The 23,330-nt window shown below is 66.6% G+C and carries 25 protein-coding genes; 10 read left to right on the plus strand and 15 right to left on the minus strand.

Going from position 1 to position 23,330, the window contains the following annotated elements; genetic code table 11:
• Nucleotides 1-46: 46 nt before the first annotated feature.
• The 6 genes from NA2_RS12295 to ccmA form a co-directional block, all read right to left on the minus strand.
• Nucleotides 47-1,090 carry a DUF2332 domain-containing protein gene (locus NA2_RS12295; RefSeq protein ID WP_008597239.1) on the minus strand — a complete coding sequence of 348 codons (1,044 nt, stop codon included), beginning with the start codon at nt 1,088-1,090 and terminating at the stop codon, nt 47-49.
• Between the two features lie 99 nt (nt 1,091-1,189).
• Entirely contained in the window at nt 1,190-1,774 is a 585-nt protein-coding gene (locus NA2_RS12300; RefSeq protein WP_008597240.1) for a DsbE family thiol:disulfide interchange protein, read from the minus strand.
• The gene (gene ccmD, locus NA2_RS12305) at nt 1,771-1,968 is read right to left on the minus strand and encodes a heme exporter protein CcmD (protein WP_008597241.1); all 198 of its coding nucleotides are present in this window, start codon (nt 1,966-1,968) and stop codon (nt 1,771-1,773) included. Before ccmD ends, NA2_RS12300 begins: the two co-directional genes overlap by 4 nt.
• Nucleotides 1,965-2,753, minus strand: coding sequence for a heme ABC transporter permease (locus NA2_RS12310; protein ID WP_008597242.1), 789 nt, complete (start codon nt 2,751-2,753; stop codon nt 1,965-1,967). The genes ccmD and NA2_RS12310 overlap by 4 nt, the downstream gene beginning before the upstream one ends.
• Nucleotides 2,754-2,820: 67 nt before the next feature.
• A complete protein-coding gene (gene ccmB / locus NA2_RS12315) occupies nt 2,821-3,486 on the minus strand; it encodes a heme exporter protein CcmB (RefSeq protein ID WP_008597244.1) in 666 nt (221 codons plus the stop codon).
• A 61-nt stretch (nt 3,487-3,547) separates the two neighbouring features.
• Entirely contained in the window at nt 3,548-4,159 is a 612-nt protein-coding gene (ccmA, locus tag NA2_RS12320) for a heme ABC exporter ATP-binding protein CcmA (protein WP_040677634.1), read from the minus strand.
• A gap of 283 nt (nt 4,160-4,442) precedes the next feature.
• On the opposite strand from ccmA, the gene acnA reads away from it, so the two are divergent.
• Nucleotides 4,443-7,136 (plus strand): aconitate hydratase AcnA, encoded by a 2,694-nt coding sequence (gene acnA / locus NA2_RS12325; RefSeq protein ID WP_008597246.1) that lies wholly within the window; start codon nt 4,443-4,445, stop codon nt 7,134-7,136.
• Nucleotides 7,137-7,224: 88 nt separating this feature from the next.
• On the opposite strand, the gene NA2_RS12330 is transcribed toward acnA, so the two are convergent.
• Nucleotides 7,225-7,899 carry a ceramidase domain-containing protein gene (locus tag NA2_RS12330; RefSeq protein WP_008597247.1) on the minus strand — a complete coding sequence of 225 codons (675 nt, stop codon included), beginning with the start codon at nt 7,897-7,899 and terminating at the stop codon, nt 7,225-7,227.
• A 119-nt stretch (nt 7,900-8,018) separates the two neighbouring features.
• On the opposite strand from NA2_RS12330, the gene NA2_RS12335 reads away from it, so the two are divergent.
• Together NA2_RS12335 and NA2_RS12340 are read left to right on the plus strand one after the other, a co-directional pair.
• Entirely contained in the window at nt 8,019-8,810 is a 792-nt protein-coding gene (locus NA2_RS12335; protein ID WP_008597248.1) for a DUF1223 domain-containing protein, read from the plus strand.
• 451 nt (nt 8,811-9,261) lie between these two features.
• Complete coding sequence (locus NA2_RS12340) at nt 9,262-9,648, plus strand: DUF2794 domain-containing protein (protein WP_008597249.1); 387 nt, start codon at nt 9,262-9,264, stop codon at nt 9,646-9,648.
• Between the two features lie 130 nt (nt 9,649-9,778).
• On the opposite strand, the gene NA2_RS12345 is transcribed toward NA2_RS12340, so the two are convergent.
• The 4 genes from NA2_RS12345 to NA2_RS12360 all read right to left on the minus strand — a co-directional run bounded on the left by NA2_RS12345 (nt 9,779) and on the right by NA2_RS12360 (nt 14,681).
• Nucleotides 9,779-10,354 carry a GNAT family N-acetyltransferase gene (locus NA2_RS12345; protein WP_008597250.1) on the minus strand — a complete coding sequence of 192 codons (576 nt, stop codon included), beginning with the start codon at nt 10,352-10,354 and terminating at the stop codon, nt 9,779-9,781.
• A gap of 85 nt (nt 10,355-10,439) precedes the next feature.
• Nucleotides 10,440-11,216, minus strand: coding sequence for a Bax inhibitor-1/YccA family protein (locus NA2_RS12350; RefSeq protein ID WP_008597251.1), 777 nt, complete (start codon nt 11,214-11,216; stop codon nt 10,440-10,442).
• A 220-nt stretch (nt 11,217-11,436) separates the two neighbouring features.
• Nucleotides 11,437-13,986: an ABC transporter permease gene (locus NA2_RS12355; protein WP_008597252.1), complete on the minus strand. Its 2,550-nt coding sequence runs from the start codon at nt 13,984-13,986 to the stop codon at nt 11,437-11,439.
• Nucleotides 13,983-14,681 carry an ABC transporter ATP-binding protein gene (locus NA2_RS12360; protein ID WP_008597253.1) on the minus strand — a complete coding sequence of 233 codons (699 nt, stop codon included), beginning with the start codon at nt 14,679-14,681 and terminating at the stop codon, nt 13,983-13,985. Before NA2_RS12360 ends, NA2_RS12355 begins: the two co-directional genes overlap by 4 nt.
• An 81-nt stretch (nt 14,682-14,762) precedes the next feature.
• Here NA2_RS12360 and NA2_RS12365 point away from each other — a divergent pair, with 81 nt between their 5' ends.
• Both NA2_RS12365 and thpR read left to right on the plus strand, forming a co-directional pair.
• Nucleotides 14,763-15,434, plus strand: coding sequence for an arylesterase (locus NA2_RS12365; protein ID WP_008597254.1), 672 nt, complete (start codon nt 14,763-14,765; stop codon nt 15,432-15,434).
• Between the two features lie 79 nt (nt 15,435-15,513).
• Entirely contained in the window at nt 15,514-16,113 is a 600-nt protein-coding gene (gene thpR / locus NA2_RS12370; protein ID WP_008597256.1) for an RNA 2',3'-cyclic phosphodiesterase, read from the plus strand.
• On the opposite strand, the gene NA2_RS12375 is transcribed toward thpR, so the two are convergent.
• Complete coding sequence (locus NA2_RS12375) at nt 16,062-16,535, minus strand: low molecular weight protein-tyrosine-phosphatase (RefSeq protein WP_008597257.1); 474 nt, start codon at nt 16,533-16,535, stop codon at nt 16,062-16,064. The genes thpR and NA2_RS12375 overlap by 52 nt on opposite strands.
• A gap of 71 nt (nt 16,536-16,606) precedes the next feature.
• Here NA2_RS12375 and NA2_RS12380 point away from each other — a divergent pair, with 71 nt between their 5' ends.
• From NA2_RS12380 to rlmN, 4 genes are all read left to right on the plus strand, one after another.
• Nucleotides 16,607-16,903: a 4a-hydroxytetrahydrobiopterin dehydratase gene (locus NA2_RS12380; RefSeq protein WP_008597259.1), complete on the plus strand. Its 297-nt coding sequence runs from the start codon at nt 16,607-16,609 to the stop codon at nt 16,901-16,903.
• Nucleotides 16,904-16,967: 64 nt separating this feature from the next.
• Nucleotides 16,968-17,348, plus strand: a complete 381-nt coding sequence (locus NA2_RS12385; protein ID WP_040677701.1) for a YkvA family protein — start codon at nt 16,968-16,970, stop codon at nt 17,346-17,348.
• 212 nt (nt 17,349-17,560) lie between these two features.
• Entirely contained in the window at nt 17,561-18,061 is a 501-nt protein-coding gene (locus NA2_RS12390; RefSeq protein WP_008597261.1) for an invasion associated locus B family protein, read from the plus strand.
• Nucleotides 18,062-18,211: 150 nt separating this feature from the next.
• Entirely contained in the window at nt 18,212-19,438 is a 1,227-nt protein-coding gene (gene rlmN, locus NA2_RS12395) for a dual-specificity RNA methyltransferase RlmN (protein ID WP_008597262.1), read from the plus strand.
• Between the two features lie 64 nt (nt 19,439-19,502).
• On the opposite strand, the gene NA2_RS12400 is transcribed toward rlmN, so the two are convergent.
• From NA2_RS12400 to NA2_RS12410, 3 genes are all read right to left on the minus strand, one after another.
• Nucleotides 19,503-20,144 (minus strand): LysE family translocator, encoded by a 642-nt coding sequence (locus NA2_RS12400; RefSeq protein WP_008597263.1) that lies wholly within the window; start codon nt 20,142-20,144, stop codon nt 19,503-19,505.
• A gap of 110 nt (nt 20,145-20,254) precedes the next feature.
• Nucleotides 20,255-21,286, minus strand: a complete 1,032-nt coding sequence (locus NA2_RS12405) for an SIS domain-containing protein (protein WP_040677703.1) — start codon at nt 21,284-21,286, stop codon at nt 20,255-20,257.
• Nucleotides 21,287-21,328: 42 nt separating this feature from the next.
• A complete protein-coding gene (locus NA2_RS12410) occupies nt 21,329-22,228 on the minus strand; it encodes an N-acetylmuramic acid 6-phosphate etherase (protein ID WP_008597267.1) in 900 nt (299 codons plus the stop codon).
• 296 nt (nt 22,229-22,524) lie between these two features.
• Here NA2_RS12410 and NA2_RS12415 point away from each other — a divergent pair, with 296 nt between their 5' ends.
• Nucleotides 22,525-23,310 (plus strand): GntR family transcriptional regulator, encoded by a 786-nt coding sequence (locus NA2_RS12415; RefSeq protein WP_008597268.1) that lies wholly within the window; start codon nt 22,525-22,527, stop codon nt 23,308-23,310.
• The last annotated feature ends 20 nt before the right edge of the window (nt 23,311-23,330 follow it).

Below are 23,330 nucleotides of genomic sequence, written 5' to 3' on the forward strand. Positions count from 1 at the left end.
TCTATCGACAAAGATCTGTCAATTGATATCTCATTGATAGGGGAATTTATAAATCTGCAAGCCATTCGATCCAGCGGCCGTGAAAGTCGCATCGCGCCAGGTCGCGCGTCGTTCCTTCCGGCCAGAGAGTGAGCTGGACGAGCGCGTAGGGTTCGTTCGCACTGCCCGGCTCCATGCGCAGCCAGGCGATCGGCGCGCCACCGGCAGCGCCTGCGACCGCCAGAGCCGCCGCAATGCGCTGGCGCGTCGGCACCGGCAGATACTGCCACATGATCGAGTGAAACAGCACGAACACGGCGTCGCTGCGTCGCCCGGCCAATGCGCGCTCGACGAAGATTGCGGCATCCTCCCGTTCCAATTGATACGGTTCATGCGCGGCGAGGCCGATGGCCGCCGCAAGCCGTTCGAGCCGCGCGGTCTGGTCGGCCCAGACATAGGATGTCAGGCGCAGCCTTTCATCTGGCAGCGACACGTCTATGGGCGCGATGTCGCTGCCCCGGCGGCCGGCGACATGGAGCGCACCCTCGAGGACCGGCGCCCCGCCCCGCACTTCCGGCGCAAGCTGCACGGAAGCGCTGCCCTCGCCCCAGGCGGCGTCGCCATAGCGGTAGTGGAACCGGTCGAACAGCAGGTTCAGGCCAGCGCTCGAGCCGATCTCGTGGAGATCGAGCGGCAGGCCCGTCTCCCGCGCAATGGCGAGAAACCCCGGCAGAAGCATCGCCGAACGGCCGATCTCATTGGTCTGCGGCGCGCTGTCGAGATTGGTGCAGAGCCGGTCGTCATGCCCGGCGATGGCGTTTGCGACGGCTTGGCGCAGCGCGGTTTCCGAAACCGCGTTGGGCGGATAGGCGGCGGCAAGCACCGTGTCATGGCCGGACAGGACCAGCCCATGCAACCCGCCGCAAAGACGCAGCGCCAGCGCATCCCCGCGCGGATCGCCGGGCCATTCCAGAACCCGCCGCCCCGTCTGCGTGTCAGCTTCAAGCAGATCGGGCAGCAGCCGGCAGAGACGCGCCGTGAAGGGCGAACCCATGCGGTCGCAGGCCTGCGCCTGCTTCTCGAAATGTCCGGCGATGTCGTTCCTGTCCATGGCGCCCTCGCTTGCTTCAGGCGTCAATTGTTAGCACATGCAGCAAAACGGTATTGCGGCAGTGCAGCAAATCGCCTGAACCATGACGGGAAAGGCGGCTCAGTCCGAAGGCGTCCCGGCCAGGGCCTTCTCGATCTGCGGCATCAGATCGTCGCGGATGCTCTCGGGCGAGAAGGGGCCGACATGCTTGTAGCGGATCGTGCCGTCCGGACCGACGAGGAAGGTCTCGGGAACGCCGTAGACGCCCCAGTCGATGGCGGTCCGGCCGCTCTGGTCGACGCCGATCGCGGCAAAGGGATTGCCGAGGTCGCCGAGGAAGCGGCGCGCATTCTCCGGCTTGTCCTTGTAGTTCAGGCCGGCCAGGGCGAAACGCCCGTCGGCGGCCAGTTCCATCAGCAGCGGATGCTCCTGTCGGCATGGCACGCACCAGGAGCCCCAGACGTTCACCAGCGTCACCTTGCCGGCGAAATCCGTCGAGGAGAGCCCGGGAAGGCCCACGCCCTCCAGCGGAGGAAGATCCGTCTGCGGGGCCGGCTTGTCGATCAATGCCGACGGAACGATCGCCGAATCGCGGCCTGAAACGAGTTGCAGCAGGAAGATCGCAGAAAGCGCCAGGAATGCCGCCAGCGGCAGAAGCATCATCAGCCGCCGCGACCGGACGGCCTTCCCGTCGCCGGCGCTCATTTGCCGGTTCTCTTTCCGCCGGAGTCCGTCTTGCCCGGCTCCCTGCGCTCGGACCGGCGGCGGATGCCGCGCTGTTCCAGCTCCTTCAGCTCCCGCTTGCGCGACGCCTGGTCGATCAGGATCCAGATGCCGACGGCGGCGATCACCAGGGCCGAGATGCCGTAGGCCGCGAAGACATAGGCCGCATGGGTCATCGCGCCGCCCTTTCGGCCGCGCGGGCGGAAAGCCTGCGCATGGCGATCACCCGGCGACGCCAAATCTCGGCTCGCATCGCCATCAGGTGCAGTGTCAGGAACAGGAGCGTGAAGCCCAGCGCGCAGATCAGCAGCGGCCATAGCAGGCTCGTATGGATGGTCGGCCCGTCGAGCCGGAACACCGAGGCCGGCTGGTGCAGCGTGTTCCACCAGTCGACGGAGAACTTGATGATCGGGATGTTGATGAAGCCGACCAGCGTCAGGATCGCCGCCGCCCGCGCCGAGCGGCCGGGATCGTCCATGGCGCGCGTCAGCGCGATGATGCCGAGATACATCAGGAACAGCACGAAGACCGAGGTCAGCCGCGCATCCCACACCCACCACGTTCCCCACATGGGCTTGCCCCAGATCGAGCCGGTCAGGAGCGCCAGCGCCGTGAAGGCCGCCCCGATCGGCGCCGCCGATTTCAGCGCCACATCCGCCAGGGGGTGCTTCCAGACCAGCGTGCCGAGTGCGGCGGCGGCCATCAGCGAATAGCAGAACATGGCGAGCCACGCGAAGGGCACATGGATGTACATGATGCGCACGGTTATGCCCTGCTGGTAGTCCTCCGGCGCAGCGAAGGCCAGGTAAAGTCCGCCGGCAACGACGACCAGCGCCGTCGCGCCCAGCCACGGCACCAGACGGTCGGCCAGCGCCAGGAAGCGCGTCGGGTTGGCGAGTGCTGTCAGGCGGCCTGAAAGCGTCGAAGCTTGTGGGGTGGCGTCTGTCATGCCTGAACCCATAACCCTGCCCGTCCCGTTCCGCAATCTTCCCGTTTGCTGCAGATCGCCGCTCCCGCGCCCCCGATGCTCAGTCGCCGCTCCAGCGCAGCGCCAGCGCCGCGGCCAGCGGCCCGATCACGGCGAACAGCAGCGTCAGCGCGGCGAGGATGAGGAAAGGCGGCAGGAACGGGTCAGGATCGGCGATCGCGCCGCGCGCTGCGGCGACGCCGAAGATCAGGACGGGAATGACGAGCGGCAGGATCAGCACCGACACGAGCAGCCCGCCGCGCGGCAGCGCCACCGCCAGCGCCGCGCCCACCGCGCCGATGAAGGTGATCGCCGGCGTGCCGACGGCGAGCGTCAGCGTGGCCGCCATGATGCCGGTGGGTTCGACATTCATGAAAAGACCGAGCAGCGGCGCCACCACCACCAGCGGCAGCACGTTGACGGTCCAGTGGGCGAGGCATTTGACGAAGACGGTCAGTGCCGTCATGTGCCGGCTGCCGGCGAGCAGCAGGAGATCCAGCGAGCCGTCGTCCCGGTCGGCCTGGAACAGCCGCTCGAGGCCGAGAAGACTGGCCAGCAGCGCACCGATCCACAGGATCGCCGGGCCGATGCGGGCCAGCAGGTTGAGGTCGGGTCCGACGCCGAACGGAATGACGGCGACGACGGCGAGGAAGAACAACACCCCCGTCAGCGCCCCGCTGCCGGCGCGGGTACCAAGTCGTGCTTCGCGCAGGAAGAGGGCTAGCATGGTGTGGGAGATCCGTCTGATGGGAGAGGGGGGCGCGAAGGAGCGCCATCAGCCAACGTTCTCACTCCACTCTCTCCCCCATCCGCAGCTCCCGCACCCCGTCCAGCCCGAGCGGCAGGTGCGTCGCCGCGACGATGATCCCGCCATCCTCCAGATGCACGCCCATCAGCTCCGCGAACTGCGCCTCCGAAGCCCTGTCGAGGCCGGAGGTCGGTTCGTCGAGCAGCCAGACGGGCCGGTAGCTGACCAGAAGCCGCGCGATGGAGGCGCGGCGGCGCTGCCCGGTGGACAGATAGCCGAAGGGCAGGTGGCCGATCTCGCCGAGGCCGACCATCTCCAGCGCCTCCTGCGGCGAAAGATGCGCATGACCCAGAAAGTCCTGCCAGAAGACGAGGTTCTCCGTCACGCTCAGCGCCGTCTTCATCCCGTTGCGATGGCCGAGATAATGGCAGGCGGAGGCCATGTCCGGCCATTCGTCGCCGCCTCCGGAGAAGCGAACGCCTCCCCGCGAAGCGGGCAAAAGGCCGCACAGCACCCGCAGCAAGGTCGACTTGCCGGCACCGTTCGGGCCGGTCACAAGAAGCGCCTCGCCGGCTGAAAGGGCGAAGGAGACGCCGGCAAACACCGGTTCCCCGCCCCGCTCGCCACCAAGGTCCTCGGCGGCGAACCGCATCCTGTCCTGCTTGTCGGGCAAAACTTTATCCCTGAATTTTCGCGTTGCGGCAGTTTTACCGCATATCGGTATGGAACTCTTTTTAGAAATTCTCTATATGCCGGACAACCACGCCAGCGGTCGGCGTGTAACTCTTTGTGCCGATACCCGCGCGCGCGCCGCCTTTAACGGCCCGGGACGCTTGGGGGCGGACAGCGGAAATGACCGTACCCGCACCTTTTGCGCGTGATGCCTAGAGGAGTCCGTTCCCGTTTCGGATGAACAGACCAGGATAGGATCGCTCGTGTCAAAATCTCTCGACAGTTTCAATTGCCGCCGCACCCTCAAGGTGGGTGACGCCGAGTATGTGTATTTCGACCTGAAGGAGGCCGAGAAGAACGGCCTCGCCGGCATCTCGCGCCTCCCCTTCTCCATGAAGGTGCTTCTGGAGAACCTGCTGCGCAACGAGGACGGCCGTTCGGTCACCAAGGCGGATATCGAGGCGATCGCGGCCTGGCTCGACGACAGGGGCACGGCCGGTCACGAGATCGCCTATCGTCCGGCCCGCGTCCTGATGCAGGATTTCACCGGCGTTCCCGCCGTGGTCGACCTGGCGGCCATGCGCGACGCCATGGTGTCACTGGGCGGCGACCCGCAGAAGATCAACCCGCTGGTTCCCGTCGATCTGGTCATCGACCATTCGGTCATCGTCGATGAGTTCGGCACGCCGCGCGCCTTCGCCCGCAACGTAGAGCTGGAGTACCAGCGCAACGGCGAACGCTACCGCTTCCTGAAATGGGGCCAGAAGGCATTCCAGAACTTCCGCGTCGTGCCCCCCGGCACGGGCATCTGCCACCAGGTGAACCTCGAATATCTCGGCCAGACCGTCTGGACGAAGGAAGAGGACGGCAAGACCGTCGCCTATCCCGACACCTGCGTCGGCACCGATTCGCACACCACGATGATCAACGGCCTGGGCGTGCTCGGCTGGGGCGTCGGCGGCATCGAGGCGGAAGCCGCGATGCTCGGCCAGCCCGTCTCCATGCTGCTGCCGGAAGTCATCGGCTTCAAGCTGACCGGCCGGATGAAGGAAGGCGTGACCGCCACCGACCTGGTGTTGACCGTCGTCCAGATGCTGCGCAAGAAGGGCGTCGTCGGCAAGTTCGTCGAGTTCTTCGGCGATGGCCTGGATCACCTGACGCTCGCCGATGCCGCCACCATCGGCAATATGGGCCCGGAATACGGCGCCACCTGCGGCTTCTTCCCGGTCGATTCCGAGACGCTGAACTATCTGAACGTCTCCGGCCGCTCGAAGGAGCGCATCGCGCTGGTCGAGGCTTATTCGAAGGCGCAGGGCATGTTCCGCGAGACGGGCAGCGAGGCACCGGTCTTCACCGACACGCTGGAGCTGGACCTCGGCGACGTCGTCCCCTCCATGGCCGGCCCGAAGCGCCCCGAAGGCCGCATCCCGCTCGAGGGCATCGCCTCCGGCTTCGCCGACGCGCTGGAGAAGGAGTACAAGAAGGATGGCGCGAGCCTCGGCAAGCGCTGGCAGGTGGAAGGTGAGGAATTCGACCTCGGCCATGGTGACGTGGCGATCGCCGCCATCACCTCCTGCACCAACACCTCCAACCCGAGCGTGCTGATCGGCGCCGGGCTGCTTGCCCGCAACGCCAACCGCCTCGGCCTGAAGCAGAAGCCCTGGGTGAAGACCTCGCTCGCCCCCGGCTCGCAGGTCGTCGCCGAGTATCTGGCCAATTCCGGCCTGCAGAAGGAGCTCGACCAGATCGGCTTCAACCTGGTCGGCTTCGGCTGCACCACCTGCATCGGCAATTCCGGCCCGCTCAACGCGCCGATCTCCAAGACGATCAACGAGAAGGGCCTGATCGCCGCCGGCGTGCTCTCCGGCAACCGCAACTTCGAGGGCCGCATCTCGCCGGACGTGCAGGCAAACTACCTGGCTTCGCCGCCGCTGGTGGTCGCCTACGCGCTGGCCGGCACCGTGACGAAGGACCTGACGAAGGAGCCGATCGGCCAGGACAGGGACGGCAACGACGTCTACCTGAAGGACATCTGGCCCTCCAACAAGGAGATCCAGGAGTTCATCCAGGAGCACGTCACGCGCGACCTGTTCGAGAAGAAATACGCCGAGGTGTTCAAGGGCGACGAGAACTGGCAGGCCGTGCAGGTGCCGGAAGGCGAGACCTATGCCTGGGACGACAAGTCGACCTATGTGCAGAACCCGCCCTACTTCACCGGCATGAAGAAGTCGGCCGGCGACGTGAGCGACATCAAGGACGCCCGCATCCTCGGCCTGTTCGGCGACAAGATCACCACCGACCACATCTCGCCCGCCGGCTCCATCAAGGCGGCCTCGCCCGCCGGCAAGTACCTGATGGACAATGGCGTGGGCGTCGCCGACTTCAACCAGTACGGCACGCGGCGCGGCAACCATGAGGTGATGATGCGCGGCACCTTCGCCAACATCCGCATCCGCAACCACATGCTGGGCGAGAACGGCACCGAGGGCGGCTACACGATTCACTATCCTTCCAAGGAAGAGATGTCGATCTACGACGCCGCCATGGAGTACCGCAAGGAAGGCGTGCCGCTGGTCGTGTTCGCCGGCGTCGAATACGGCAACGGCTCCTCGCGCGACTGGGCGGCCAAGGGCACCAACCTGCTCGGCGTGCGCGCCGTGATCGCCCAGAGCTACGAGCGCATCCACCGCTCGAACCTGGTCGGCATGGGCGTCATCCCCTTCGTCTTCGCCGAGGAGACGAGCTGGCAGGAGCTGGGCCTCAAGGGCGACGAGAGCGTCACCATCGAAGGGCTGGAAGCCATCCGGCCGCGCGCCACGATGGTCGCCAAGGTCACCTATGCGGACGGCGCCGTGAAGAACATTCCGATCCTCTGCCGCATCGATACCGTGGACGAGCTGGAGTACTTCAAGAACGGCGGCATCCTGCAATACGTGCTGCGCGACCTGGCCGCCTGACCGGTTCAGCCGCCATCTTCGATCCGGCTTCAATCACCCCGCTGCTGCCCCGTGCAGTGGCGGGGCTTTTGATTCTGGGGTGCGCGTGTCAGCGACGGGCCGCGCGCGGCGCGCCGTGGCGGACCGCCGCCGCCAGGACCACGCCCAGCATCAGGCCGTTGAGCAGATGCCAGAGAAAATGCGTGCCGAGCGGAAAGCCGCCGCAAACGGTCGGGTCGATCATACGGAACAGGGCCGAAACGACGAAGATCGCCGCCGCGGCCAGATTGTACCAGCCGACCCTGCGCCCGGTCGCCACTTCAAGCCCGCCGAAGAACACGAGCGCCAGAAGGGCCGGCAGGTACATCGTCGTGCTGTTGGTGGCCGCGTGCAGCCAGCCGGGCAGCGCCGCCGTCGCCAGGCCGGCCGCCGCGAAGAACGCGACGACGCCGAGCACCGCGCGGCCCCAGCCGAGACCGAGAAAGCGGCGCAGGTTGAACAGCGTATAGGCCAGGGTGAAGCTGACGATCGGCAGGACGTCGGCCGGGGCGGAAAGCCTGTTGGCGAAGGTATGGAACAGGCCGGAGCCGATGCCGATCACCACCACCCACCAGCCAAGGATCTCGACAAAGCGGCCGGCATCCTCGCGCCGCGCCGCCCGCACGCCCCACAGGCCTGCGGCGATGAAGGCCAGATTGGTCAGCGCATTGACCGGCTCCGCCCAGAACCCCGGCCCCGTGCGCTCGCAATAGAGATCGATCGCGGCGAACAGGCCGCCGTTCACGATCGTCCCGCCAGAACCATATCCACCTTGCCAATGCCCCCTGTTTCACCGCAACGTGACTTCTTATTGAGTGCTAATCTGCCTAAATTCGCGGCGTTTGAAAATCTTAAGTTGGCGCAATGATCAGAACTTCGAGAACGGCAGGGCGGCGAAAGCTGGCGTGCGGCGCACTGCTTGTCGCACTCGCCTTATGCCTGCCGCAGGCGACCCTTGCCGGCAGCTCGTCCCGTCCGCTGGGCGTCGTCGAGCTGTTCACCAGCCAGGGCTGCAGCTCCTGTCCGCCGGCCGATGCCGTGCTCGCCGACCTGGCCCGCTCGGGCGACGTGGTGGCGCTCGCCTATCACGTCGACTACTGGGATTACCTCGGCTGGCGCGATGCGCTGGGCAGCCCCGAGAACACCGCCCGCCAGCGCGCGTATGCGCAGGCGCTGGACAACACCTCGATCTACACGCCGCAGGCCATCGTCAACGGCCAGCGCGACATGAACGGCGCGCGCCGCGACCGGATCTGGTCCGCGCTCGACGGCATGGCGCTGGAGGAACGCGGGTTACGGGCCGACATTTCGATCGAGGACAGGGGCGACAGCATCGTCATCACGACGGGGACGCTGGCAGGCGACGGAACCGGCTCCGCCGGCACGACCGTCAACGCGCATGTCGTCCTCATCGATTTCACGCCGCAGCAGTCCGTCGAGATCCGCACCGGCGAGAACCGGGGCAAGACCCTCGATTACTGGAACGTGGTCAACGGCATGCAGACCATCGGCATGTGGAGTGGCGCGCCGAAGAGCTTCGAACTTCCCAAGGCCGAGGTGATGAAGAAGGGCAATGGCTGCGCCGTGCTGCTGCAGGTCGTCGACAAGAAGGGCCGGCCCGGCCCGATCCTGGGCGCCGCGCTGCTCGCGCCCTGACGGCCGCTCCCTTTCCGCACAAAAAACCGGCGCTGGCTGAACCAGCACCGGTATGACTTCCTTGGGACCGTTGCCTGACCCGGGATGACCCGAGTTGGTTCGATCCGGCCATGGCCCCGAGGGCGGGGGGGCTTGGGGTTTTCGGGACCGGTGTCCGGACCGAACCGTCTCAGGCAACGAGGGTGATGGTCATGGGATAATGGGGCGTGAGCTTGGACAAAACACGGCAAGAATGTGGCGGGACATCACCAATTCCGACAAAACGTGCCGATTTGTTACTACCGGCTAAGGATTGCCGCTTGCGAATCAGAAACCGTCGCCGGCAAACAATTATTCCGTAAAGCTTTTTCGACCTCGTTCCGCCGGCTCACGCTTCTCCTGTACAGGGGTTGCATTTCATCCTGCCCCGAGCGAACCTTCCATGTCACCAAATCGTCATGAGGGTCAGGCAATGACCGATTACGGCAACCAGGGGGAGGATGGGGACGGCTCCGGGATATTGATTCCGCTGCACGAGGCCCGGCGGGCCCGATTGGACATCCCCGTAACCTTCGAGCGGCGCGAGCTGGACCAGATACTCCGCCTCTACGGTCGCATGGTCGCGGCCGGCGAATGGCGTGACTACGCCATCGACCATCTGAAGGACCGCGCCATCTTCTCCGTTTTTCGCCGCGCCAGCGAAATCCCGCTTTTCCAGATCGTCAAGGATCCGAAGCTCACCCGCAGGCAGGGCGCCTACAGCGTCGTCGCGGCGACCGGGACCATCCTCAAGCGCGGCCATGAGCTGACGAGGGTTCTGGCGGTGTTCGACAAGTCGCCGCGCCTGGTCCGCATCTGAAGCGGAGTCCACTTTTCGGTCCGGTGGTCCATAGCGTTTTGCAGTCAGGTGGAATCACCTGACGCCCGCATAAACGCGAAAAAACAACGAGATAGACACGTTCAGCGCTTCTGTGAAACGTTGAACGGACCTAGGAGCCGGCGCCGCCGCGAAACAGCCGCTCCGGCAGGGAGTCCGGATCGGGCGGGCTGTCGGTGCCACCATTCAGCGTCAGCTGCATGAACACCGTGTCGAGCCAGGCGCCGTGCTTGAACCCGCTGCCCTGCAGCACGCCGGCGTGACGGAAGCCGAGCGCCGCATGCAGGCCGACCGAGGCCTTGTGCCGCGATCCGTCGCCGATCACCGCCAGGATCTGGCGGAAGCCGAGCCGCGCGCAGTCCTCGATCAGCCCGGCCAGAAGAAGGCGCCCGACGCCCCGGCCCTGGGCCTGCGGGGCGACATAGACGGAATCCTCGACCACGAAGCGGTAGGCCCAGCGCGGGCGGAACGGCCCCGCATAGGCATAGCCGAGGATCGTGTCTCCCTCGATCGCCACCAGATAGGGATAGCCGCTCCCGGTGAGCGCCTGCATCCGCGACAGCATTTCCGCCTCGTCGGGCGGGTCGAGCTCGTAGCTCGCCGTGCCGTGGGTCACCGCATGAGCGTAGATCCGCGCGATCGCGGCGATGTCGGCGCGCGTTGCCGGGCGATGGGAAATCGCGCTCATCTGGTCTCCGTCGTCGGGCCGGGGTGCCGGCAAAACAAAGGGGCGGCCCGAAGACCGCCCCTTGATGACATCATTCCCGTATCGGCTACTCGCGGTTGCCGAGGAAGTGCAGCAGGAACGTGAACAGGTTGATGAAGTCGAGATAGAGCCGCAGCGCGCCCATGATGGCCTTGCGGCCGGACACGGCGTTGTCGTCGCCTTCATAGTACATTTCCTTGATCTGCTGCGTGTCGTAGGCCGTCAGGCCGGCGAACAGCAGCACGCCGATCGCCGAGATGGCGAACTGCATGGCCGAAGAGGCAAGGAAGATGTTCACGACCGAGGCGATGATCAGGCCGATCAGGCCCATGAACAGGAACGAGCCCATTCCCGACAGGTCGCGCTTCGTCGTGTAGCCCCACAGCGACAGCGCGCCGAAGGAGGCTGCCGTGATGAAGAAAGTGCGCACGATGCTCTGGCCCGTATAGACCAGGAAGATCGACGACAGGGACAGGCCCATCAGGCCCGCGAACACCCAGAACGCCGTCTGTGCGCCCGAAACGCTCATCGAATTGAGGCGGGCGGAGAGGAAGAACACCATGCCGAGCGGCGCCAGCATGACCACCCAGCGCAGAGGCGACCCGTAGAGGGCCGTGCCGAGGCCGGTCAGCATCTTGCCGTTGCCGAGCGTGGCCACGGCGGCGGCGGGATCGTTGGTGGTCGCGAACAGAACCGTCCCAAGCGCTGCCAGGCCGGTGATCGCCAGGCCGAGCGCCATGAGATTGTAGACGCGAATCATATAGGCGCGCAGGCCCTCGTCGATGGCCGCATCCGCGCGAGCGCCGGGCGCTACGCGGGTCTGATAGTTGCGAAGGTCAGCCATAGTTGTTCCTTTCTGGCTAAATTCCCGTCCGGTGACGGCCGTCAGGCCGTGCGCCGCTGGCGGGAGTCCAGCATGCGTTCTGGGAATATGATGTCTGTTTGCGCCGACGACAAGGCCCTTCGGCGCCGGAAACGCAACTGCGGCAAGAGTTCGCGTTCCTTTCGACCCCTCCCGTCGATCACGGTTAATGCTTTGCCGGCCCAGGCGTCACATCCCGGGATCACAGATTGCGCAGCACCGGCGCCGCCTTGTGTCCGAGGACCCGCCAGGTGCCGACGAGGCCGAAACCCACCGTGAGGACGAGCGCCATGACGATCGTCGACAGCGCCACTTCCGGCAGGAACTGCGAGGTGAGGCCCATCACCTGCGACACGACGAACCAGGCCGCGAGGCCGCCCGCAAGAAGCGCGAACACGGCGGTTGCCAGCCCGATCAGCAGATATTCGAGCGAGAAGGCGGCGATCAGGGTGCGCCGCGTCGCCCCCAGCGTCTTCAGCACCACCGCATCGTGGATGCGCGCCCGGTTGCCCGCGGCCAGCGCGCCGGACAGCACCAGGACGGAGGCGATCAGCGCCACCGCCGCCGCCGCGCGGATCGCCGTTGCGAGCTGGCCGACCAGCCGGTTGACCACGTCGAGCGCATCCTTCACCCGCACCGTCGTCACCGTCGGGAAGGCCCGCGTCACCGCGTTCAGAAGCCGGGATTCGTCGCCGGGCGTCGCGTTGGCGTCGGTCAGCGTGGCGAGCCACGCATGCGGCGCGCCGGCAAAGCTGTTCGGCGAGAACACCATAACGAAGTTGATCGCCAGCGATTCCCACTCCACGCGCCGGAAGTTGGCGATCTTCGCCGTGATGTTGCGGCCGAGCACATTGACCGTGACCGTATCGCCGATCTCGAGGCCCAGCTCCCTGCCTTCCTCGGCGGCGAAGGAGACCAGCGGTTCGCCCTGGTAGTCCGGCGCCCACCACTCGCCTTCGGTGAGCGTGGAATTTTCGGGAGCGTTCTCCGCATAGGTAATGCCCCGGTCGCCGCGCAGCACCCAGCCGGCTTCCGGCGGGATCGTCATGTCGCGCACATTGACCGCGTTGAGCGCCGTGATGCGCCCGCGCAGCATCGGCACGCGGATGAGCTTGCCCTCGGGCGCCTCTCGGGCGACCAGCCCGGCGAAGTCCTCCACCTCGGTCCCCTGTATGTCGACGAAGAAGAAATTGGGCGCCACTTTCGGCAGGTTCCCGGTGATCTGCTGCCGCAGATTGCCGTCGATCAGCGCCAGCGTGGCGAGCAGCGTCAGGCCGAGGCCGAGCGACAGGACGACGGAGGGCGTCAGCGCGCCGGGCCGGTGGATGTTGCCGAGCGCCAGGCGCAGCGGCGTCGAGGCGATGCGTGGGCTGCGCCGCGCCAGCCATTCGATGCCGAGCGCCACCGCCCGCAGGATGATGAAGGCGCAGACCGTCGCGCCGACGAAGATCGCCGCCATCCGCCGGTCGTCCGAGAACCAGATCGCGAGCCCGGCCAGCGCCGCGGCGATCCCCGCAGAAACGGCGATGTAGACCGGCTTCGGCCAGCCGCGCCCCTCGACGCCCATCTCGCGGAACAGCGCGGTCGCCGGCACGTCGCGCGCGCGGCCGAGCGGCATGATCGCGAAGACGAGCGTGATCATCAGGCCGAACAGGGCAGCGATGCCGAGCGCGCCGGGGTAGAGCCCGCCGGTGGCCGGCACCGGCAGCACGCCGGCAAGCACCGCAGAGGCAGCAAACGGCATCAGCGCGCCGAGCGCCAGCCCGGCCACGATGCCGATGCCGGCGATCAGCCCGATCTGCACCAGATAGACGGTGAAGACGAAGCCCCCCGACGCGCCGAGGCTCTTGAAGGTGGCGATCACAGACCGCTTGCCGTCGAGATAGGCGCGCACCGCATTGGCGACGCCGACCCCGCCGACCACCAGCGCCGTCAGGCCGACCAGCGTCAGGAACTGCGAGAAGCGCTCGATGTTGCTCGACAGCGACGGCGCGGCATTGTTCCGCGACCGGATGCTCCAGCCGGCATCGGGAAAGTCCTTGCCGGCCTGCTCGCGGATCGCCACGAGCGCGCGCTCGTCGGCTCCCGCCGGGAGGCGGATCTTGTAGACATGCTCCACCAGGCTGCCCGGCTGGATCAGGCCGGTGGCCTCCAGCCCGTCGAGGGACATCAGGAGGCGCGGGGCGAAGCCGAACCCGTCGGACACCGCGTCCGGCTCGCTGACGAGAGCCGCCCGCAGCTCGATGGTCTCGCCGCCGAGCATGATCCGGTCGCCAGGTTTCAGCCCGAGCCGCTCGAACAGCAGGTCGGGCGCCGCCGCGCCGAATGCGTCGCCGTTCTTTGCGAACAGCGCGTCATGCGAAAGCGCAGGCTCGGTCGCCAGCTCCCCGTAGAGCGGATAGAGCGCATCGACCGCCTTCACCTCCACCAGCGTTTGGTCGGAGCCGTCCAGGAGCCGCGCCATGGAGCGCATGTTGGCGCTTTCGGCCACATCGCCGAGGCTTGCGAGAAACGCCTGCTCCCGGTCGTCGGCGCGGCGCTGGTTGAGCTCGAAGCGCAGATCCGCCGCCAGCAGCGACTGGCCCTGCGTTTCCACCGCATCGCCGATCGCCCGCGCCACGGAATTGACGCCGCCGATGGCGCCGACACCGAGCGCGATGCAGGCCATGAAGATGAAGAAGCCGGAAAGCCCGCCGCGCATCTCGCGCAGCGAGAACCGGACCGCCAGCCGCAGCGTGCGCGCGACCCTCATGCCGGCACCGCCGTCTCCAGCGCCGCCGTCTCGATGCGGCCCGAGCGCATGGAAACCTGGCGGGCGCAGCGCGCGGCCAGCGACGGATCGTGCGTGACGAGCACCAGCGAGGTGCCGCGTTCCTCCGCTTTGGCGAACAGGAGGTCAGCAATCTGCCGGCCGGTCGCCTGGTCGAGATTGCCGGTCGGTTCGTCGGCGATCAGGATGGCCGGGCGGGGCGCCAGGGCGCGCGCGATGGCGACGCGCTGCTGTTCGCCGCCCGACAATTCGCCGGGATAGTGGGTAAGCCGGTCGCTCAGCCCCACGGCGGCAAGCTCCGCCTCCGCCGCGCCGAACGGGTCGCGATGGCCGGCCAGTTCCAGCGGCACGGCCACGTTCTCCAGCGCCGTCATGTTGGGGATGAGATGGAACGACTGGAACACGATGCCGATGGTCCGGCCCCGGAAGGCAGCGATGGCGTCCTCGCTGAGGCCGTTCAGCATCGTCCCGCCGACGCGGATCGTGCCGCTGTCCACCCGTTCCAGCCCGGCGATGACCATCAGCAGCGTCGACTTTCCGGATCCCGAGGGGCCGACGATCGCCGTCGACTGACCCGCTTCCACCGACAGGCTGATGCCCTTCAGGACATGCACGGAGGAGGCGCCCTCGCCCAGGGTCAACGACAGGTCTTCCAGTTCGATCACGGGTTCTGTCACGGAAAAGACATCCTATATTGGGAGAAAGAGACGCGGCGATCGCACGGACGGTTCGATCCCGGCAAATATGGGTTATCCCGCATGGCATTCAAATCCTTTCCGCCGTTCCCGCCTTTCACAAAGATTTCATCCCTGTTCCTGGCGCTCATCCTGTCGCTGGTTCTCGCCGGCGCGGCGCGCGCCGAACCCGTGCGCATCGTCGGTTTCGGCGACAGCCTGATGGCGGGTTACGGGCTCGGCCCCGGGGAAGCTTTCCCCGAAATGCTGGAGGACGCCCTGCGCGACGGCGGTGCCGACGTGACCGTGGCCAATGCCGGCGTCTCCGGCGATACGACGAGCGGCGGGTTGGCGCGCCTCGAATGGTCGGTTCCCGCCGAGGCGGACATCGTCATTCTCGAACTGGGCGCCAACGACATGCTGCGCGGCATTCCGCCCGCGTCCACCGAAAAAAATCTCGACGCCATCATCGAGAAACTGACCGGGCGCGGCCAGCGCGTGGTGCTCGCCGGCATGCTGGCGGCGCCCAATCTCGGACCCGACTATGCCGCCGCCTTCAACCCGATCTATCCGCGGCTCGCCGAGAAGCACGGCCTGACGCTGATCCCCTTCTTCCTCGACGGCGTCGCCGCCGAGACGGCGCTGCTCCAGTCCGACGGCATGCATCCCAACGCCGATGGCGTCGCCCGCATGGTCGAGCGCATGCTGCCGCTGATTCGCAAAACCATCGACGAGCAGAAGGAGGAAGAAGCCTAGACCCCCACCAAGAAACCGCTTGCCCATGACGGTAATCGGTGATTCGCTGTCACTGACAGTACGATTCGAGGAGGTTGCCATGCCGCGACTTTTCACCGCCCTCGAGATCCCGCGTGACGCCGCATTGTCGCTGTCACTCCTGCGCGGGGGCCTCCCGGGAGCTCGCTGGATCGACGTCGAGAACTATCACCTGACCCTGCGTTTCTTTGGCGACATCGAAGGCCATGTGGCCGACGAGCTGGCCAATGCGCTCGACCGGGTTCGGCGTTCCTCTTTCACCATCAAACTTTCCGGCGTCGGCGCCTTCGGCCAGAAGAAGCCGCATTCCATCTGGGCCGGCGTGACCGCCTCGCCCGATCTGCACGCCCTGCAGGGCGAGATCGAGAGCATCTGCCGGCGGCTGCGCCTGCCGCCCGATCCCCGCAAGTTCACCCCGCATGTGACGCTCGCCCGGCTGAAGAACGCCAATCCGCTCGACGTCGCGGCCTATTTATCGGCGCGCGGCAATTTCGCTTCCACGCCCTTCACGGTCGGGCGCTTCGTGCTGATGTCGTCGCGCGCCTCGGTGGGCGGCGGACCCTATATCGTCGAGGAAGCCTGGCCGCTGCTGGGCAGCGAGAAGGATCGTCACTCCAGTCTGGCCAGCAGCGCCTCCGAGGCTTCGCGGATCATGTGGTAGACCGCGGTGAAACCGTCGTCGCCGCCGTAATAGGGATCGGGGACGTCGGTCATCCCGCACCCCGCATGGTCGAGGAAGAGATGGACCCTGCCCGACGCGCCGGCCGGCGCGCGGGAGAGCAGGGTTCGGACATTGTCGCGATCCATGCCGAGAATGAGGTCGAAACGACTGAAATCGCCGGCCTGCACCTGGCGCGCCCGCTGGCCGGAGATGTCGACCCCGAACCCCCGCGCGACCGCCACCGAGCGCGGGTCGGGCGGGTTGCCCACATGCCAGGCTCCGGTTCCCGCCGAATCGACGTTGAAGTCCGCCTCGCGTCCATGCGCGGCGGCGGTGCTGCGGAACACTCCTTCGGCAAGCGGCGAGCGGCAGATATTGCCGAGGCAGACGAACAGGATGGAGAAACGGGGCTTTGCGTTCATGATAGGGGCGCTATGTTTCGTTCAGGACTACAGAATTGGCGCTGTAGATCGCGATACCATGGAGAGGCGCAATGGCAAGGCAAAAGCTCGATCCCGCCGCGGCGAAGGCCGCGCTTCAGGACATCGACGGCTGGACGATCGCCGATGACGGCGCTTCCATCGCGCGCCGCTTCGTGTTCAGGAACTTCTCCGAGGCCTTCGCCTTCATGACGCGAAGCGCGCTTGTCGCCGAGAAGCTCAACCATCATCCCGACTGGTCGAATGTCTACAAGACTGTGGACGTGACGCTGTCCACGCACGACGCGGGCGGCCTGACCGAGCTGGACTTCATGCTTGCAAAGGCGATGAACGGCTTCTCCGAGCCATAGCCATTGCATTCGCGGCCCCCTCTTCCCACATTTTTGCCGTCACCGGCACAGGATGGGCACGATGATGGACGAAGCGAGAATCGGTGAAATCCTCGAACCGGTCGGCCCGGGAGAGAACGGGCGCCGCGAGGAGCGCGTGCGCGACAGGTTCTGGCACACGCTGAGGAAAGCCGCCCGCCAGGTTCCCTTCGTGGAGGAGCTGGTCGCCGGCTATTATTGCGCGCTGGACAATGATTCGCCGCCGCGGGTGCGCGGAACGCTTCTTGCCGCGCTCGCCTATTTCGTCCTGCCGCTGGACCTGGTGCCGGATTTCCTGCTCGGCCTAGGCTTCACCGACGACATGGCGGTGCTCGCCGCCGCGCTCAACACGGTGCGCAAACACATCACGCCGGCACACCGCCTCGCCGCGAGGAAGGCGCTGTCCGAGGCCGATCCGGATCGGTGACAGGTCAAACTCTCGCCTTTTTCATTCGTTTCAACCGTTCGCACGGGGTGTTCGCCGTTCCCTGCAAAACAGGGTAGGGTGAATATCGGGGGCCGGCGCATGAAGGTCTTTTTGAGCGCTTCACGCTTTGGTAACCCAGATTAAGTAAAAATGAAGTGATCGGGGCTGAGGCGGATCAGCGTCGGAACACAGGAAAAAAGACGGTCAAGACGATGCGCGGACTGATTTCGACACTTGTTCTCATTTGCACGATGGCGGCGGCAGGCCCGGCGCTGGCCCAGGCGACAGCCGTGGGGCAGCACCGCGACTGGGGCGTCTACAGCTACCAGGCTGGCAACGGCAAGGTGTGCTACGCCATGAGCGTGCCGAAGACGAAGGAGCCGTCCAGCCTCGACCACGGCGACATCTTCTTCTTCGTCAGCCAGAAGCCCGGACAGAACGTGGCCTATGAGCCGCAGTTCATCGCCAGCTACAATTTCCAGGACAGCTCCAAGGTGACCGCGACCGTCGGTGGCCGCTCCTTCACCCTGTTCACGCAGGGCAAGTCGGCCTGGCTGGAAAACGCTGCGGAGGAACCGCAGCTCATCGCCGCCATGAAGGCCGGCTCCGACATGAAGATCGGCGCCAAATCGGGACGCGGCAACGCCACCAGCTACACCTTCTCGCTGCTCGGCATCTCCGCCGCCCTCGACGCGATCAAGAGCTGCAAATAGCCTTCCGGCCGCGGTTTCGCCGTCACAGGTGACGGCGGCGGCCCGGCGTGGTATGAGCGGCGCGAATGAAAGGGCGACCCCGGTTTCGGAGCGTGTCGCCCGCAACGCGTTTGACCAACGCCCCGACCACGAACACCCGGACCGACACGCATGGCCCTGACACTCGATCTCATCACGCCCGAAAGCCACGATCAGGTGCGGCCGCAGGCGGCTGCCGAGAAGAAATCCCTGATCGGCCTTTCGCGCGACGAGATGGCGGAGGCGCTTGTCGGCCTCGGCGTTCCTGAACGGCAAGCCCGGATGCGCGTGCGCCAGCTCTGGCACTGGCTGTATGTGCGCGGCGTTTCCGACTTTTCGCAGATGTTCAACATCTCGAAGGACCTGCGCGCCACGCTCGACGCCCACTGCACCATCGCCCGCCCGGAGATCGTCGAGGAACAGATCTCGCAGGACGGCACGCGCAAATGGCTGATGCGCTTTCCGCCGCGCGGTGCGGGCCGGCCGGTCGACGTGGAAACCGTCTACATCCCCGAGGAAGGACGCGGTACGCTGTGCATCTCCAGCCAGGTGGGCTGCACGCTGACCTGCACCTTCTGTCACACGGGAACCCAGAAGCTGGTGCGCAACCTGACGCCCGGCGAGATCCTGGAACAGCTCCTGGTCGCCCGCGACCGGCTGGGCGACTTCCCCGATGCCGACACGCCGGACGGAGCCATCGTCCCCGCCGAGGGCCGCAAGATCACGAACATCGTCATGATGGGCATGGGCGAGCCGCTCTACAATTTCGAGAACGTCAAGCAGGCCCTGCTGATCGCCTCGGACGGTGAAGGCCTGTCGCTGTCGAAGCGCCGCATCACCCTGTCCACCTCGGGCGTCGTGCCGGAGATCTACCGCACGGGCGAGGAGATCGGCGTCATGCTGGCGATCTCGCTGCACGCAGTCCGCGACGAGTTGCGCGACGTCCTGGTGCCGATCAACAGGAAGTATCCGCTGAAGGAGCTGCTCGACGCCTGCCGTGCCTATCCCGGCCTGTCGAACGCCCGGCGCATCACCTTCGAATATGTGATGCTGAAGGGCGTCAACGATTCGCTCGACGATGCGCGCGCGCTCGTCCGCCTCCTCAGGGGCATCCCGGCGAAGATCAACCTGATCCCGTTCAACCCCTGGCCGGGCAGCGACTATGAATGCTCCGACTGGGAGCAGATCGAGGAGTTCGCCGACCTGGTCAACAAGGCGGGTTACGCCTCGCCGATCCGCACGCCGCGCGGCCGCGACATCCTCGCCGCCTGCGGCCAGCTCAAGTCTGCCTCGGAGCGGATGAAGAAGACGGACCGTCTCAGGCTCGAAGCGATGATGATCTCCGGGCACGGCGAATAGAGCGTCTTGCCGCCGGGCGGAATCACCCGACGCCCGCACAAGCGCGGAGAAGCACCGAGCGGGTCTATCGCGCCTGCGCCGTCAGGATCTTCAGGGCGAAGGCGGAGAACACGCCGGCGAACAGATAGTCGACCACCCGCGTAACGCGCGGGCTCTTGCGCAGCAGCTGCGAGAAGGCGTCGGCGGCAAGAACCATCGGCACGGTGACCGGCAGCGACAGCGGAATGAACAGAAGGCCGAGGAAGAACAGCTTGCCCGGCGCGTGCGGATCGCTTGCCGAGACGAACTGCGGCAGGAAGGTCATGAAGAACAGGATGATTTTCGGGTTCATCAGGTTGATGCCGAGGCCGGTCGCCCAGTTCTTGAACAGCGAACGCCCCGCATGCCCCTGCTTCTCCGGCGAGAAGGCCGAGCCGCGACGGATCGCCTGGAACGCCAGCCAGATCAGATAGCCCGCCCCGAACACCTTCAGCGCCAGGAACGCCTCGGGAGAGGCGACGATCAGCGCCGACAGGCCGAGCGCCACCAGCGCCGTGTGGATCATGATGCCCGTCATCGCGCCGAGCATGCAGGCAAAGCCCGCCGCCCTGCCCTGGCTCAGCGCCCGTCCGACGAACAGCGTCATGTCCGGTCCGGGCGTGATGGCGATGACGAGGGTGGCGAGCGCGAACTGCAGGATGATCGCGAAATCCGGAATGAAATCCATGGCTGAGAACCCGGGCAGCGGTTGAAGCTGCCGGAAGCTAACGCATTTCGCGGCCGAGTGAAATCACCCCATCGCCGTATCGATGCGGGATTGGAGGGACCGACCGGCGGTCAGATGGTCTCGGTGACCTTCTTCAACTTGTCCGGCGTGTCGGGGTTCAGCCCGCGTTGCCGCGCCGCGCATTCGATCAGCCGGTAATAGCCGACCAGCGACACCAGCGGATCGATGTGCCCATGGCCGGTGGTCGGCGTCTCGATGGTGAGCGGGCCCAGGTCGCGCGAGGAGAATGCCGCAATCTGCGCGCCGAGGCCGCGCAGCTTGCCCAACCCTTCCGTGCTGGAGGCGAGCGCCGCGTCGTCCGGCACGAAGGCGATGATCGGAAACCCCTTGTCGACGAGCTGCATCGGCCCGTGCATCAGCTCGGCCAGCGAGAAGGCTTCCGCGTGGAGCTGCGCCGTTTCCTTGGCCTTCAGCGCGGCCTCCAGCGCGATCGCGAAGCCCGGCCCGCGGCCGGTCGTGTAGAGCGAGGAGGCATCGCCGATCAGCGGCAGGACGGGCTGCCAGTCCACGTCGCAGGCCGCGCGCAGCGCCTGCGGAAGGCGGGCGAGCGCGGCGCCCAGCGCCTCGCTGCGCGCCGCCGCCTGGGCGATGCCGGCAAGCGCCGCCGCCGAGGCGATGAAGCTCTTCGTCGCCGCCACGCTGCGCTCCGGGCCCGCATGGATCGGCAGGACGATGTCCGCCGCCCTGGCGAGCGGGCTGTCGGCGATGTTGACCACCGCCACCGTCACCGCCCCGCCCTTGCTGGCTGCCTGCTGCGCGGCGATGATGTCCGGGCTGGCGCCCGACTGCGAGATCGTGATGTGCAGCGCCCGCTCCAGCTTCAGCGGCGCGTTGTAGACCGACGCCACCGAGGGACCGATCGACGCGACGGGCAGGCCGGCGTGGATCTCGAACAGATATTTGAAGAAGCTCGCCGCGTGGTCGGACGAGCCGCGCGCCGACATGCTCACCACCGCCGGCTGCCGCTCGGCTATGACACGGCCGATCTCGGCGAAGGCCTGCGCCTCGCGGGAATACAACCGCTCCACGGCGTCGGCGGCTTCGGCGGTTTCCTGGAACATCAGCGAGGGCGTGTCGGTCATCATGCGTCTTTCGAGTGGAATGTTGCGATCGGGTCGGCCGGTTCAGCCATTGTTGTCGAGTTCGGCGAAAGCTCTGTGAAGGTCGCCGCCATTGCGGTCGAGCGCCGCCATGGCGTCCTCGGGCGAAAGCCCGCGCACCACCAGCACCGCCGGCTTGACGTGGAAGCCGGTCTTGCCGAGCGCATCGAGCGCCGCCTCTTCGCCGCAGTCCGCCACCTGCATCAGCATGGCGATGGCGCGTCGCTTCAGTTTCTGGTTCGAGGGGATCATGTCGACCATCAGTCCGCGATAGACCCTGCCGAGCCGCATCATGATCGCCGTGGAGAACAGGTTCATGGCGATCTTCTGGCTGGTGCCGGCGGCCATGCGCGTCGATCCGGCCAGCACTTCCGGCCCGGTCTCCAGCAGGACGCCGATCTCGGCGCGGTCGAGCAGCGCGGCGCCCGGATTGTTGGCGAGACCGATGGTCAGCGCGCCGCGCCCGCGCGCCTCGTCGATCGCGGCGAGCGTGTAGGGCGTGCTGCCGCTGGCGGCCAGCCCGACCACCACGTCGCCGGCACGGCAGTCCAGCCCGGCAATCGCGGCGCGGCCCGCATCCTCGTCGTCCTCGGCGCTCTCGCGCGCCTCCGCCATGCTCGCCTCGCCGCCGGCCAGAAGGAAAGCCGAGCGCTCCTCGGGCCAGCCGAATGTCGGATAGAGCTCGATCCCGTCGAGCATCGCGATGCGCCCAGAAGTGCCGGCCCCGACATAGACCAGGCGGCTCTGCGGATCGGCCAGACGCGCCGCGGCGGCCTCGACGGCGCGGTCGAGCGCCGGGAGGGCCGCGCGGACGGCGGAAAGCGCCGCCTCCTGCCCCTCCAGCATCGCCGTCAGCATGCCGCCGGCGCTAAGGGTCTCCAGGTCGCGATAGGCGAGGCTCGAACGTTCGGTGGGCGTGGTCATGGCGCACTCATCGGCTGGCTGGCGGGATCGAGGCCATTTATATACCAGTTTAATACCAAATCCTATAGGCAATATGATCCCGTAATCAGTGCCTGTTCCGGGAAAACCAGAGAATCCACGGTTTTCCTGGTGAATCTGCCCTTCCTGAAAACCTGAAACGCTTGTTGAGCGCAGCTTTCTTGAACCTTCCGGCAAACTGGTCGATAATTGGCTTTACGCTCCGGCCGAACCAGCCGCGGTTCTGTCCGGGACCGCCACCCTCAGGAAACCGCATTGCCCACAGATCAAGGCCCGTCATGAAGCAGACCGAGAGCCTCCGCTCCCTACTGTCGCGCGAGGCGTTCGCGCAGAAGCAGGACAATCCGACGCCGCTGTACATGCAGGTCGCCGGCGTTCTGCGCACGCTGATCGAGACCGGACGGCTCGTGCCGGGCGAGGCGCTGCCCTCCGAGCGCACCATCGCCGAGACGACGGCGCTGTCGCGCGTGACGGTCCGCCGCGGCATCGACCTTCTGGTGCGCGAGGGCGTGGTCCGGCAACGGCGCGGCTCGGGAACCTATGTCAGCACGCCGGTGGAGCGCTTCGAGCAGCCGCTGGCAGCCATCACCTCCTTCAGCGAGGACATGATCTCCTATGGCCGCCAGCCGGCGACGCGCTGGCTGGCGCGCGAATTCGCCAGTCCCTCAGCGCGCGAGGCGATGACGCTCGGCCTCTCGCCGGGCGACCGGGTGGCGCGCCTGCACCGGCTGCGGCTTGCCGACGACCTGCCGCTGGCGGTGGAACTCGCCATCGTTCCGGCCCGCCTGTTCTCCTCGCTGGAGACGCTGGGCGATTCCCTTTACGAGGCGCTGGCCGCCGCGGGCGCCCGCCCGCACAAGGCGCTGCAGCGCATGCATGCCTGCGCGCTTCCGGAGTTCGAAGCAGCCCTGCTCAAGGCGGAACCGGGCGAGCCGGCCCTCTATCTGGAGCGCGTCTCGCGCACCGGCGACGGCGCCATCGTCGAGTTCACCCGCTCCCACTACAAGGGCGACCGCTTCGACTTCGTCGCGGAGCTCAATCTGGAGCCGTCCCAGAACGTCTAATGCATGTCGCTTTCAAATGA

Origin of the sequence: Nitratireductor pacificus pht-3B (genome assembly GCF_000300335.1) — a bacterium.
GTDB classification, from domain to species: Bacteria; Pseudomonadota; Alphaproteobacteria; order Rhizobiales; family Rhizobiaceae; genus Nitratireductor; species Nitratireductor pacificus.

Excerpts from the sequence above, each read along its gene's own strand:
- thpR (WP_008597256.1), top strand. The coding sequence starts at position 15,514 with ATGCCGCGACTTTTCACCGCCCTCGAGATCCCGCGTGACGCCGCATTG.
- NA2_RS12345 (WP_008597250.1), bottom strand. The coding sequence starts at position 10,354 with ATGAGCGCGATTTCCCATCGCCCGGCAACGCGCGCCGACATCGCCGCG.
- ccmA (WP_040677634.1), bottom strand. The coding sequence starts at position 4,159 with ATGCGGTTCGCCGCCGAGGACCTTGGTGGCGAGCGGGGCGGGGAACCG.
- NA2_RS12400 (WP_008597263.1), bottom strand. The coding sequence starts at position 20,144 with ATGGATTTCATTCCGGATTTCGCGATCATCCTGCAGTTCGCGCTCGCC.
- NA2_RS12295 (WP_008597239.1), bottom strand. The coding sequence starts at position 1,090 with ATGGACAGGAACGACATCGCCGGACATTTCGAGAAGCAGGCGCAGGCC.
- NA2_RS12310 (WP_008597242.1), bottom strand. The coding sequence starts at position 2,753 with ATGGGTTCAGGCATGACAGACGCCACCCCACAAGCTTCGACGCTTTCA.
- ccmB (WP_008597244.1), bottom strand. The coding sequence starts at position 3,486 with ATGCTAGCCCTCTTCCTGCGCGAAGCACGACTTGGTACCCGCGCCGGC.
- NA2_RS12390 (WP_008597261.1), top strand. The coding sequence starts at position 17,561 with ATGCGCGGACTGATTTCGACACTTGTTCTCATTTGCACGATGGCGGCG.
- NA2_RS12300 (WP_008597240.1), bottom strand. The coding sequence starts at position 1,774 with ATGAGCGCCGGCGACGGGAAGGCCGTCCGGTCGCGGCGGCTGATGATG.
- NA2_RS12355 (WP_008597252.1), bottom strand. The coding sequence starts at position 13,986 with ATGAGGGTCGCGCGCACGCTGCGGCTGGCGGTCCGGTTCTCGCTGCGC.
- NA2_RS12365 (WP_008597254.1), top strand. The coding sequence starts at position 14,763 with ATGGCATTCAAATCCTTTCCGCCGTTCCCGCCTTTCACAAAGATTTCA.
- NA2_RS12415 (WP_008597268.1), top strand. The coding sequence starts at position 22,525 with ATGAAGCAGACCGAGAGCCTCCGCTCCCTACTGTCGCGCGAGGCGTTC.
- NA2_RS12340 (WP_008597249.1), top strand. The coding sequence starts at position 9,262 with ATGACCGATTACGGCAACCAGGGGGAGGATGGGGACGGCTCCGGGATA.
- NA2_RS12385 (WP_040677701.1), top strand. The coding sequence starts at position 16,968 with ATGGACGAAGCGAGAATCGGTGAAATCCTCGAACCGGTCGGCCCGGGA.
- NA2_RS12410 (WP_008597267.1), bottom strand. The coding sequence starts at position 22,228 with ATGACCACGCCCACCGAACGTTCGAGCCTCGCCTATCGCGACCTGGAG.
- NA2_RS12375 (WP_008597257.1), bottom strand. The coding sequence starts at position 16,535 with ATGAACGCAAAGCCCCGTTTCTCCATCCTGTTCGTCTGCCTCGGCAAT.
- NA2_RS12405 (WP_040677703.1), bottom strand. The coding sequence starts at position 21,286 with ATGACCGACACGCCCTCGCTGATGTTCCAGGAAACCGCCGAAGCCGCC.
- NA2_RS12350 (WP_008597251.1), bottom strand. The coding sequence starts at position 11,216 with ATGGCTGACCTTCGCAACTATCAGACCCGCGTAGCGCCCGGCGCTCGC.
- ccmD (WP_008597241.1), bottom strand. The coding sequence starts at position 1,968 with ATGACCCATGCGGCCTATGTCTTCGCGGCCTACGGCATCTCGGCCCTG.
- NA2_RS12335 (WP_008597248.1), top strand. The coding sequence starts at position 8,019 with ATGATCAGAACTTCGAGAACGGCAGGGCGGCGAAAGCTGGCGTGCGGC.
- rlmN (WP_008597262.1), top strand. The coding sequence starts at position 18,212 with ATGGCCCTGACACTCGATCTCATCACGCCCGAAAGCCACGATCAGGTG.
- NA2_RS12380 (WP_008597259.1), top strand. The coding sequence starts at position 16,607 with ATGGCAAGGCAAAAGCTCGATCCCGCCGCGGCGAAGGCCGCGCTTCAG.